The organism is Nostoc sp. (assembly GCF_036919495.1).
Taxonomy (GTDB): Bacteria; Cyanobacteriota; Cyanobacteriia; order Cyanobacteriales; family Nostocaceae; genus Nostoc.
Genome location: NZ_JBALBZ010000161.1, coordinates 1 through 12,440, shown reverse-complemented (window position 1 = coordinate 12,440; position 12,440 = coordinate 1). Strand labels below are relative to the sequence as shown.

Sequence of the window (12,440 nt, the reverse complement as noted above, 5' to 3'; positions counted from 1 at the left end):
TGCGTAAGTCCTACAATTTATTGATGGAGATAAAAAACATAATTCCTTTTTTTCAGAGCAAGCGACTAAAGCCCGCAGGGTAAGTGCATCTCAAACCCTATTGACATGGTAGTTTTGGGGTTCACCCAAAGCACAAATCAGTTCCAAACTACTAAACTGAGCTAAGAAGTGGGATTGACATTTTCATCTTTATGTGGTTAAAAAACAAAAAAAGCTATTTGATCCATGTTTTTTCAATCATTTACGACAATTTGTCCTATTTTGAATGAAAAATTGATATTTAGATAGAGTTTTAAGCTTTTTGTCTGTATCAAGAGCTACATAATTAGATGCGCTTACCCTGCTAAAGCCCGTGGTGTAACAATTACGAATTACGAATTATATTTGTATCCTCAGACAGCTACAGAAGTGCGATGGCTCTGTGAAATCAGCCATTGTTGCAATTTCGGGTCACTGTACACTTCATCGGCTATAAAATGATCGCCTTCAGATAGCACAGTAAAATCTACTGTCCCCCCTAGCCCGCGCAAGGTATCGACAATCTGCTGTGCATCCTCAATCGGCAGTTTTTCGTCCTTTCCACCTTGGAATATTTGGATAGGAATGTCCTTAAGAGCACCTAGTTGGCTTGCTTCTAATGTTTTGTTTTGGGTATACGACCAGACACTGCTGGCGCGGGTTTTTTGGCATCATCAGAGACAGGCGAGAAAAGATAAGGCAATAAACCAGAGCGGTGTTCGATAGGCATAATTGTAATTCCTCAAGTATGTGTTTGATTTAGGAATTGAGGACTAGAAATCATCTAATCCCCATAACTAGTAAAAGTCTCTAGATTTTGAACTTGTTCCCTCAGACTTCTTCCGTGATTTATGCCACTACAAGTTTCTTATCTGCTTGTGCAGATGCGATTTCACTGACTTTGGATTCAATCGCTGTACCCTTGAAGAAGTCGGGGTTAGATTGGGTGTAAAAGTTGTAAGGATTATTGAATACATAAGCCTTAAAGTCCGCTTCAGAAATCACCCCTTCTTGTACCAAATCCCAGCTTTCCGCTAGTGGGTCGGTCAAATCTGGCACATCCCAGTGACCAACATCAGAGGAATAGATGGCGTTGATTTTTACACCCAAGGGATTAGCTTTGTTGTTGAATGCGGCTGCGATGGTGCGATCGTCAGACTCGGAACCAAAGAAGAAACTATTTACCCAGCGATCGCGGATGTCTTCAATGGTTTCAATACCGGCGGCGGCAAAATCTTCTAGTTCGCTACCAACGGGTGAGCGGCTATGACGGTTGAAGGAAGAACCTAAGACACTCTTTGTCAATTCCTCTTTAGTCTGAGGATATGCTTCTAGGAATTCACTACCAAAACGCTCAAACAACAAGAACAACTCATCAGAATTTGTTAATTCTGGGTTATAGTTTTGCAGTCCTTTAAGATTGCGCTTGGAGAATCGATCCACTAAATGAATGTAGACGTGGGCGCCCCAATCTGCACCACCTTCAAGCATAGCTACGCGCAACTGTGGGAAACGTTTGGTAACACCACCAAAGAACAACGCCTTGGCAAATGCTTGTGAGCCATCGCCGAAGTGACCGATATGGTTGTTCATGTAGTTGCTAATGGAAGAGCGTCCAGTCCAACCTTGACTACCGTAATGGGTAGTAATGGGTACACCTAATTCAACAGCTTTTGCCCAGAATGGATCGTAGTTATATTCACTATCCAATCCGTAAAAGTCAATGTAAGAGGCATACTTGGCGATTTCAGGGTATTGATCTGCTGGATATTTATCAGCGATCGCTTTAATTGGTCGTTTCACACCACCGGGGATATTAGCTACCTTCAGCCCTAGTGTTTTCACTGTAAACTCTAGCTCCTCAATAGCTTCTTGAGGATTACCCATAGGGATACCAGCTACAGGTGTCAGGCGATCGCTATATTTCCGGTACAAGTCAGCGTGATAATGATTGACTGCGCGTTGTAGTGCTTGACGATTTTCTTTACTGGCTCCAGCTGGGGCAAGAACATTGTTAGGAAACAGTACCGAATAATCTGACCCCTGCTCCGCCTGACGTTGATAGAACAATTCGGGCAAAGTGTAAGTGGCTAAATCTAAAGTGTTACGAGTAACTCTTGCCCACCAAGGCGATCGAATTGTGCGGTTGTACTGCCGTTCTTCTGGAGTTTGTTGATACCAATCTTTACCATTGCTTTTGGAATTGAGACGAGAAGCTTCCGCCTTGCGTAATTCATCTACAAGTTTCGAGCCACCGTATTTAGCAATGTAATCCTCCAGCGCTGGAGTGAAATCATTAGTGTGAACATCGGTATCAATTATCGGATAATCAAGAGTTGCTTTGATTGCGGCGGAACGGGAAGTTTTTAATCTGCTATATTCAGTCATGTTTTTTTCCTTAAGTAAATGACAGAAGTAGTGCTGAGAAATGAGTTATGTTAGCGGATAGCTAAGGTTTAGCCCGTGCTGAGTAAAACAATCTGAGCGTTTGCACGAGAAAACCAAAGTCCTGACTACGAACTGAAAAGAGTATGCGGCGTTACGTAAGCCCTATTGATTTACGCCAAAACCAATCTTGCATCCACTTGTTTAACGGCAAATTGATTACCCGGACGACGCAGCCCCAGGTTTTCCCGCAAAGTACTACCCTCGTATTCAGTACGGAACAGTCCCCGTTTCTGCAAGATGGGAACCACCAAGTTCACGAATTCATCTAATCCTGTAGGCAAAATTGGCGGCATGATATTAAAACCATCTGCTGCACCGTTGTTGAACCATTCCTCTAGTTGATCGGCAATACTTTCAGGAGTACCAAGTATGGTGCGATGACCTCTTGCAGTAGCTAGAGACAGATATAACTGACGTAGCGTCAGAGTCCCACGAGTAGCCAAATCTCTGACTAATTTCAGACGACTCTTATTATTGTTGGTATCATTGGGTAGTTCGGGAGCTACATCATCTAAAGAATATTTCGTTAGATCCACACCTTTGTAATAGGTCTTTAAAATACCCCAAGCTACATCGGGATGAATCAACGATTGCAGAAATTCGTATTTCTCTTCAGCTTCTTCCTCAGTCCGCCCAATAATGGGGAAAGCCCCAGGCATGATTTTCAGATCCTCTGGAGAGCGCCCATATTGGGCCAGTCTCCCTTTGACATCAGCGTAAAATTCCTGGGCATCAGCTAGGGTTTGATTAGCAGTGAAGATTACTTCAGCAGTACGCGCAGCTAAATCCCGTCCAGCTTCTGATGCTCCAGCTTGCACAATCACCGGATAACCTTGAGGTGGACGACCAATATTCAAAGGGCCTTTGACAGAAAAATGCTTACCTTTGTGGTTGAGTATATGTAGTTTATTCTGGTTGAAATAGACACCAGATTCTCTGTCACGAATAAAGGCATCATCTTCCCAACTGTCCCACAATCCTTTCACCACTTCCACAAACTCTTCCGCACGTTCATAACGCTGGCTGTGTTCTGGATGATGCTCAAGACCGAAATTAAGTGCAGCATTCTCGTTACCTGTGGTAACTACATTCCACCCCGCCCGGCCTTTACTCAAGTGATCTAGTGAGGCAAACTTACGTGCGAGGGTGTAAGGTTCTTCATAAGTAGTCGAGGCGGTGGAAATGAAGCCGATGTTTTCGGTTACAGAAGACAAAGCCGAAAAGAGTGTGACTGGCTCGAAATGAACAAGTTTACCATTGCGTTTTTGAGTTTCTGGAGCGCCACCCCAAACTCCTGGACTGTCTGCCAGAAAAACTGCGTCGAACAAGCCGCGTTGGGCAGTCTGGGTAATTTCTTTGTAATGCTCAAAATTGAATCCAGCATCTATTTGTGTATCTGGATGTCGCCAGGCAGAAACATGATGTCCAGTGGCTTGAATGAATGCACCTAAACGAAACTTGCGTGTTTGACTCATCTGCTTTTTTGTATATAGCTAAATAGCATCTAAATTAATGCTTCCAAATTACTTGGATTGTTGCTGTGAGTTCTTCTGTAAAGTGTCCAGAAGGCTCAACTGCTAGTAATGCTTCTTTGATATCTGCTTCAAATGCTTCGGTTTTATCGCCATAGAAAATTTTCAGAGAAAAGGCTGTGGTGTACAAGTAGCCAAGATAGCTAGAGACTGTCCAAGATTTTTCAAATGGCACTTCATACACTTCTTGGCGAGCAAATTTTGAATTAGCAATTACAACTTCGTGGGGAGGATCAACTGGTTTACGAATACCTTGTCCTCGTTGTCCAGTTCGTCGCTCCTCACCTAACCATTTTTTCACTACTTCTACGGCAGCTTGTTTCCAGGGTAAAGAACTTATCCAAGGATTATCACCTGTATTGAGCAGTGCGATCGCACCATCATCCACCAGCAATTCATAAAGGCGTTCTAGTACGAGTTCCCGTTCCATCCAGTGAAAGGCTCTGCCAATGGTAGCTAGATTAAATTCTCCTAAACTAGGATTAATCAGTTCTGCGCCTTGTTCTAGCCAAGTAATATTATTTGCTCCTACGCTTGCTGCTTGGCGTTGCGCTTCTTTGAGCATTTCCGCATCGGGATCGATGGCAACTACTTCCTGAAATTTAGTGCTGAGGGGAATGGCAATTAAACCTGGCCCAGTACCCAAATCAAGCAGTCGTCCCTGACCATTAAGATGAAAAATTTCGGTTAGTTTGTCGAATACAGCAGGTGGGTATTTAGTTCTGTATTGAGCGTAAACCTCAGCTGCACCCTCAAATAATGTTGGGTCGTAGGTAGAAAGTGTTTTCAGTTGGGTCATAAGTTACTTTTTTGGTGAATCAATCTCTATTTGGCTACTGGGGATTAGGTATTGGCAAAATTATTCTGAATATTTCCCTAGTCTCTGTTGCTAGAACAAATCTATAAAGGAGGACTTGTAGTATGAGAATGCCGAGGTTCTTACCAAGTTTGTTTGAATTACCTAGAACATTGATAGGGCATTTCACTACTACTTGCATCAGGTATACGATTAATCTTTGCCGGCTCAATATTTTTTTGTAGGTCTAGCTAAGTAGTCAGTCGGTACATGAAATGCTGTAGTTTATTCCTTTCAAAATACTACAACTTGATTGACTTACCGTAGTTTATCTATTTAACAGAGTTTTTCACACTTACCAGAAAAAGGCAAGTACTGCTTAACACAAGTTTGCTAATAGTTTTTCTGAAAAATATATCTTAATAGGCTTGCTTTTTTAATTATTTTATGCAATTATCCAAAGTTAGCAGTAAAACTACTAAAACTCTATCGACATTTAGTACTTTGTTAAAAACCATCGGCAAGACGCACACACTTCTTTACATTTAGAGACTTTTTATTCCTACAGAGTAAATAACAACATCCGAATTATTCCTAGCTTGTATCTAATTACCAAGCGCGAACATCCCGAACATAATGATGGAAACGATCCGATTTGGGTGGATTCTCTCTGCACTATCTTTACTTTCTAGTCAGCAAATCACAGGAAAATCCCATAGCCAAAGCTGAAAAAGGAATATTCCCCGCTCCCTATCTTGAGAGTTGCTTTTTAGTTAATTTCGTGTAAAATATCATAAATGTACGATAATTCGATCGATATATAGTAGTTTAAAAATAAATACCTAAACGACAAGGTAATTTTTTGGGTTTGTTCCCCATTCCATTCTGTCCCTGTCTCGGTAAAACAAACATACATCACACCAAAGCTATTCAGTCATATTGACGAAATAGCTTTTAAATTGAGAGAGAACTTCATAAAACAACTAATTGGTAGCTTATGACTATTACTTTGAAAAATAAAAGCAGCAAAAAAGCCCTAGAAGTATTATTCAACAAGAAATTCGCCGATCCAATCATACCTTGGATAGTACCTCTTATAGTGCTACTACTTTGGGAAATTGCTTCTAGAACTGGTTTACTTTCCAGCAGAATTCTTCCAGCACCAAGTAGTGTAGTTTTTACGGCATTTAAGTTAGCCTCAACTGGAGAGCTTTTCCGACACATGGGAATTAGTGCTGCACGCGCTATATCTGGTTTTATCGTTGGTGGCGGAATTGGCTTTATTTTGGGACTACTCACTGGGTTTTCTCGTATTGCAGAACAATTGTTAGATAGTTCTTTACAAATGCTGCGTACTATTCCCAACTTAGCATTAATTCCCCTAGTAATTTTATGGTTTGGGATTGGCGATCAAGCTAGATTATTTCTAGTTTCTATAGGTGTATTCTTTCCAATTTATCTTAATACCTATCATGGAATTCGTAGTGTAGATCCTGAGCTAATTGAAATGGGTAGAGTTTATGGCTTAAAAACATCGCAGCTTTTGTGGCAAATTGTTTTTCCAGGTGCTTTGTCTTCAATTTTGATTGGTGTCCGCTTTTCTTTGGGGATTATGTGGCTATCGTTAATTGTAGCTGAACAAATTGCAGCCGATTCTGGCATTGGTTATATGGCAATGAACGCCCGTGAGTTTATGCAAACAGACGTTGTAGTATTAAGTATTGTCATTTATGCACTGTTAGGTAAACTTGCAAATTCTATTGCCAAAGCTCTAGAAAACAAATTTTTATCATGGAATCCTAATTACACATCTGCTGGATAAAATACTAAGTCAAAGGTTAAACAACCGTTTAATTTTTGAATTTGATTAATTGATTCTAAAAATTTCATATTACCAATACCTAAGTCACTCAACACAAGGGAAATACACATGGTTTCAACTCTACAAGGTTCACAACTCAATATTTTGGATTTAAGCAAAGTTTTTGGCAATAAAACTGTCTTAAAATCATTAAATCTAGAAGTAGCAGCAGGGGAATTTATTGCTATTGTGGGGCGTAGTGGTTGCGGTAAAAGTACCTTACTGCGCCTAGTATCTGGGTTAGATAAACCCACTACAGGTGGCATATTATTAGATGGGCAACCACTACATAAACTTAGTCAATCTGTAAGAGTAATGTTTCAAGACCCTCGATTACTACCTTGGAAACGTGTGATAGATAATGTGGGTCTGGGTTTGCAAGAAAATTGGCGTGCAAAAGCTGCGCGGGTATTGGAACAAGTAGGACTTAAAGATAGAGCTGGTGAATGGCCTTACGTGTTATCTGGAGGGCAACGACAACGAGTAGCATTGGCCAGAGCCTTAGTGAGTCAACCACAACTATTACTACTTGATGAGCCTTTAGGAGCATTGGATGCGTTAACTCGCTTAGAAATGCAACATTTAATCGAGGATTTGTGGCAACAGAGAGGCTTTACGGCGTTTTTAGTTACCCATGATGTAGAAGAAGCTGTAGCGTTGGCAGACAGAGTGATAGTAATTGAAGAAGGAAGGGTTGCCTTAGATTTACCTGTAAAATTGTCGCGTCCACGAGACAGAGCTAGTGAAGTATTCGTAAATATCAGAGAAGCAGTACTAGAAAAAGTTATGAATAATGAAGGCGCTCACGCACATCAATTATTGCAAATGAGTCATTAAGTTGACCCGTTTGAGAACTTGTTTGCCCCCTTCCTTTTCACTAGGACTTGTGTGTACACCGTAGCCTAAAAGGTTTTCAGAAAAACTTCTTGATTGGTTAAGTAGAATATGTGATACTCTGAAAACTATAAAAAATAAAGCACGGTGATCCTATCAAATTACCGTAGTTTAAAAGGACAGGACTCATGCAGCTACTATGGTTTATCCCAACCCACGGCGACGGACGTTACCTTGCAACTGCTACAGGTGGGCGGGCAGTAAGCTTTCCTTATCTGCGGCAAATTGCCCAAGCTGTGGATGACCTTGGTTATACGGGGGCATTGCTGCCTACAGGTCGCTCTTGCGAAGATGCTTGGATTGTAGCGTCAACACTGGTATCATTGACGCGACAGATGCGTTTTTTGGTAGCGATTCGTCCCGGCTTGGTATCACCTGGAGTAGCAGCGCGGATGGCGGCGACTTTTGATCGACTCTCTGGAGGACGCTTGCTGATTAATGTCGTGACAGGTGGCGATCCCGTAGAATTAGCGGGAGATGGCTTGCATTTGGATCACGATCAGCGCTATGAATTAACAGATGAATTTTTGACAGTATGGCGAGCGATCGCTAGTGGTGAACAAGCTAATCTCCAAGGCGACTATCTTAATATCCAAGATGGTAAGCTGCTGTTTCCACCCGTCCAGAAGCCATATCCGCCCTTGTGGTTTGGCGGTTCCTCTCCTGTTGCTCAAAAAATTGCTGCCAAGCACGTAGATGTTTATCTAACTTGGGGCGAACCACCGGCACAAGTAGCCGAGAAGATTGCATCAGTTCGGAGGCTTGCAGAAGCAGAAGGCCGAACTTTGCGGTTTGGGATTCGCTTACATGTGATTGTGCGCGAAACCGAGAGTGAAGCTTGGGATGCGGCGAATCAATTAATTAAGTATGTGGATGACGAGGCGATCGCTAAAGCCCAAAAAGCTTATGCCCGGATGGACTCAGTTGGGCAACGGCGGATGACTCAACTACACCACGGTAATCGTGAGGCATTAGAGATTAGCCCGAACCTGTGGGCGGGAGTTGGTTTAGTGCGGGGTGGTGCGGGAACAGCCTTAGTAGGCGATCCCCAAACCGTAGCTGCCAGGATATTGGAATACGCTTCTTTGGGTATTGAGTCCTTTATTCTCTCTGGCTATCCCCACCTAGAAGAAGCTTATCGAGTTGCAGAACTTCTGTTTCCCCATTTGCCATTAGAGAATCTGCCAACAGTGGAGAAGCAACATGTCTTAAGTCCATTTGGCGAGATTGTGGCAAATGAAGATTTCCCTAAGGAGCAGCATCAGGAAAGAGCAACGTCCATATCCTAGTAATTAAGAGCTAGAAAATTACCAGCCATGTTGCACCAAGAAATTGACCAAAAAATCTCAGAAAAAGAAGCGTGGGCGTTACGTCGCCAGTTGGGGATACCTAACAATAAACGCTTGTGGGTGCTGGCGTGCATGGATGAGCGATTACCGATAGAAAAAGTATTGGGAATTGGGGAAGGAGATGCTCATATTTTCCGTAATGCTGGAGGATTAGTTACGGATGATGCTATCCGATCAGCGATGTTAACTACACAGTTTTTTGGCACACAAGAAATCATCGTCATTAATCATACCGAATGTGGCATGATGACAGCATCAGGAGACTTTCTCAGTGAGGTATTGCAAAATCAAGGTATTAACGTGGATCAAGTTAGTGTCGATCCTGCTTTGCCAGAGTTAAAGCTACCAAAAGGCGTTTTTTCCAAATGGATTAAAACGTTTACTGATGTGGATGAAATCTGCACACAGCAGGTGGAATTGCTGCGTAATTCTGCTTTAATTCCCAAAGATGTAGTTATTCATGGCTACATCTGGGAAGTAGAGAATATGAGTTTGCGCCGTCCCTATAAACGCCTGAGCGATCAGGTTAATACAGCATCAGCTATGAATACCAAAACCACAAAACATACTGAACCCATTTTAGAAATTGGGAGTTTAATTGAATGACAAATATTTTAGCGATCGCTGGTAGTCCAACCCATCCATCTAGAACCTATGGTGTTGTCGAATACACTGCCAAGCTTTTACAACAAGAAGGCTTGCATGTAGACATTATTTCAGTTCGGGATTTGCCTGCTGAAGATTTAGTTTTTGGACGATACGATAGTCCTGCTTTAGAACAGCCAAAAGCTTTATTAGCACAGGCAGATGGTGTGATTATTGCCACCCCAATCTACAAAGCTGCTTACACAGGAGTGCTAAAAACATTTCTAGATTTGCTCCCACAAAAATCATTGACAGGTAAACCTGTATTACCAATTGCCCTTGGTGGAACGATCGCTCACTTATTGGCAATTGAATACGCTCTTAAACCTGTTTTATCGGAATTAGGAGCGCGGCATATCCTAGCTACTATTTATGCGGTAGACAAACAAATTCAGCGACAAGCTGATAACAGTGTTCTGTTAGATGAGGAAATTGATCAAAGACTCAAAGACGTTCTCAAGGAATTTGTGAAAGCTGTTGAATATGATGCCGCAGCGCCTCAAGAATTGGTTCATGCCAATTAAATAATCAAGTTTATACCTCCGCCGTTTTGTAGCAGAGAGGTAATTTTTACCCATCTGCTACGTTTTTTTTAAAGTTAATTAGAGCAATACAAATTTATTATAGAAATTTAACAGAAAAGCGGGATAACAAAATTGAATTAAAACAGTTTTGATCGCCCCAACTTTATGCTTACTTGCAATGGCTTACTCTAAACAGTCTGAGCCGATTACAAGCTTTCAACTTTTACCATGCTACGGAAGCAGTTATGCGATCGCGTCTTCCTAGTGAAAGATAATAACTGTGTATTTAAGAGTCATTAATAGAACATTTACCTCTCAAGTTGAATAGCTTTTAAATTAGGAAAGAACAGTTGAAAAATTTCGATAGACATCATTCCACAATCAGCAAGGCTGTGTGTCCGTCAGGGTCTTTAATTAAACAACCCTGTAGGAAATGAGCTATCGCTAAACTGAACCTCGTTACGCCGTAGCTTATCTACTAGCGACTCAAGATTATTTACAACAAGCTCAATTTACACCTTCGCAATATCTCAACTTTTCCAGTCATTCGGTACTAGGACAACCTTTTCCGGACACAATAAGCTGTTCTACATTGAAATTGCATAAGCTGGGCTGGCAAGATGACCATCCCACAAGAGTTATCTTTGTTTTCGTAGCCGTGGAAGAAATCAAAAGTTCTTTACAGGCATTTAGTTAAATCTATTGGTCAAATCTATAATTATTTTTAACTACGATAAGTCTATAGGTAAATCGTATATTATTGAAAAGGCAAAATAAGTATTATTGCCCAACAAATATTTTGCAAGAGCAGCCGTGTAGACGGGTTTGCTGTTCTGAATGGCACGAAGACTCATGTGAAACCTCGCTTTTATCAGGGTGTTGGGGGTAGGGTGTTGGGTATAGTGTTTAAGACAATTCAATGCGAGTATGTCAAGGAGTTCAACACTTTCTTAATTCCCCAATATATCCAACCCCACACCCAAAAGCTAGGAATACTAGGGATTTACGCTTATCAAGCGTGCCATTCGATCTGTTCTAAACTAAAGCGGGTTCACGTCGGTTATATGCAGAAGAATCTCCCTTAATAGCCTCACTCTGCTTACCATCAATACCAACAGGAATATCACCCACAAGTGTAACTCGTTGAACGTGGCGAGGTTGATTATCGTAGTCTGCGATCGCATAATGTTGAGTAGCGCGATTATCCCAGAAAGCCACATCGCCAACTTTCCAGCGCCACCGGACTGTGTTTTCGGGACGTGTGATGTAAGCTTGCAACAATTTCAAGATTTCATCAGATTCATTCTGTGATAAACCGCGCAGGCGACGCACAAACCCACCAATAAATAACCCACGTTCACCAGATTCAGGATGGATGCGGACAACTGGATGTAGGCTTTCGTATAAAGTCGAGGTGAAAACAGCCCGATACTTTAAGACTTCTTCTGGCAAATCAATTGTAGCTGCTGCATAATCGTAAGCGTTGCTGTGTACTGCCCAGAGTTGATCAGCAAGATTACGTAAGTGAGTTGGTAAATCTTCATAAGCAGTCACGGAGTTTGCCCAAATGGTGTCACCTCCCGATGGTGGGATGACAAGCGCCCGCAAAATAGAACCAAGAGGGGGACGATCTACAAATGTGACATCGGTGTGCCAAGTGTTAGCGCGGCTCACAGTCTTGCCGTAATTCAGGTCAAGAACTTCTGGGTTTTCTGGCAATGAGGGAACCGTGGGATGGGCTGTGGTGACTTCCCCAAAGCGTCGGGCGAAGGCTATTTGTCCTTGAGCGTCAAGCTTCTGCTCTCGGAAAAAGATGACTTTGTGTTTAACTAAAGCTTTACGGATATCGTTGATGATTTCATTGCTGAGGTTATTACTCAAGTCAACACCGATGATTTTTGCACCGATACGTCCAGCGATTGGTTTGATGTCAAAGTGTTGGGAAGTCATAATATTTATGTCTCCAAGGGTTAATTAATTTGTTTCACGCAGAGGCGTAGAGAGTAGGAGTATGAGAGAAGTTTTTGCGATCTATGCGGGGTAAAAGACGAATGTTCGTAGTTCGATACTTTCTCGTGGGGGAGCGTTGGCTGGGCTGGTGGGGTCTTCAAAGGCTGTATGGCCGGCAAAACGGGCGCGTCCGTCTTCTGCGGAGTCGAAGCATTTGATAAATAGTGCTTCGTCTCTGTGCATTTGCGGGAAGTAGAACCATTTATGTTTGAAGTTATACGTAATTCCGTATGTTTCACCAACGCGATCGCGGTACACAAGATCGCCAGCTACAATGTCTGTGGGTGCGATACTTTGCGCGTCACACACTGCTAATGGTGACTCTTGAATTGGTGTTGCGATCGCTCGCCAAACATTGATGAT

The 12,440-nt window shown here is 42.2% G+C and carries 10 protein-coding genes and 1 pseudogene; 6 read left to right on the top strand and 5 right to left on the bottom strand.

Going from position 1 to position 12,440, the window contains the following annotated elements:
* Positions 1–867 precede the first annotated feature (867 nt).
* The 3 genes from V7K25_RS23065 to V7K25_RS23055 form a co-directional block, all read right to left on the bottom strand.
* Entirely contained in the window at positions 868–2,406 is a 1,539-nt protein-coding gene (locus V7K25_RS23065) for an amidohydrolase family protein (protein WP_335160936.1), read from the bottom strand.
* A 170-nt stretch (positions 2,407–2,576) separates the two neighbouring features.
* Positions 2,577–3,941, bottom strand: a complete 1,365-nt coding sequence (locus V7K25_RS23060) for an LLM class flavin-dependent oxidoreductase (protein WP_335160934.1) — start codon at positions 3,939–3,941, stop codon at positions 2,577–2,579.
* A 34-nt stretch (positions 3,942–3,975) separates the two neighbouring features.
* Positions 3,976–4,797 (bottom strand): class I SAM-dependent methyltransferase, encoded by an 822-nt coding sequence (locus V7K25_RS23055; protein ID WP_335160932.1) that lies wholly within the window; start codon positions 4,795–4,797, stop codon positions 3,976–3,978.
* Positions 4,798–5,333: 536 nt separating this feature from the next.
* Between V7K25_RS23055 and V7K25_RS23050 the strand changes: the two are divergent.
* From V7K25_RS23050 to ssuE, 6 genes and pseudogenes are all read left to right on the top strand, one after another.
* A pseudogene (locus tag V7K25_RS23050) lies at positions 5,334–5,486 on the top strand (hypothetical protein); the annotation flags it as partial.
* Positions 5,487–5,791: 305 nt separating this feature from the next.
* Positions 5,792–6,616: an ABC transporter permease subunit gene (locus V7K25_RS23045; protein WP_335160930.1), complete on the top strand. Its 825-nt coding sequence runs from the start codon at positions 5,792–5,794 to the stop codon at positions 6,614–6,616.
* 108 nt (positions 6,617–6,724) lie between these two features.
* Positions 6,725–7,492 (top strand): ATP-binding cassette domain-containing protein, encoded by a 768-nt coding sequence (locus tag V7K25_RS23040; RefSeq protein ID WP_335160928.1) that lies wholly within the window; start codon positions 6,725–6,727, stop codon positions 7,490–7,492.
* Positions 7,493–7,677: 185 nt separating this feature from the next.
* Complete coding sequence (ssuD, locus tag V7K25_RS23035) at positions 7,678–8,838, top strand: FMNH2-dependent alkanesulfonate monooxygenase (protein WP_335160926.1); 1,161 nt, start codon at positions 7,678–7,680, stop codon at positions 8,836–8,838.
* Positions 8,839–8,865: 27 nt separating this feature from the next.
* The gene (locus V7K25_RS23030; protein ID WP_335160924.1) at positions 8,866–9,504 is read left to right on the top strand and encodes a beta-class carbonic anhydrase; all 639 of its coding nucleotides are present in this window, start codon (positions 8,866–8,868) and stop codon (positions 9,502–9,504) included.
* Positions 9,501–10,067 carry an NADPH-dependent FMN reductase gene (gene ssuE / locus V7K25_RS23025; RefSeq protein ID WP_335160922.1) on the top strand — a complete coding sequence of 189 codons (567 nt, stop codon included), beginning with the start codon at positions 9,501–9,503 and terminating at the stop codon, positions 10,065–10,067. The genes V7K25_RS23030 and ssuE overlap by 4 nt, the downstream gene beginning before the upstream one ends.
* 1,035 nt (positions 10,068–11,102) lie before the next feature.
* Here the strand turns inward: ssuE and V7K25_RS23020 are convergent.
* Entirely contained in the window at positions 11,103–12,017 is a 915-nt protein-coding gene (locus V7K25_RS23020; protein WP_335160920.1) for a TauD/TfdA dioxygenase family protein, read from the bottom strand.
* An 81-nt stretch (positions 12,018–12,098) separates the two neighbouring features.
* On the bottom strand, positions 12,099–12,440 hold a 342-nt coding region (locus V7K25_RS23015), incomplete at its 5' end, for a CmcJ/NvfI family oxidoreductase (protein ID WP_335160919.1).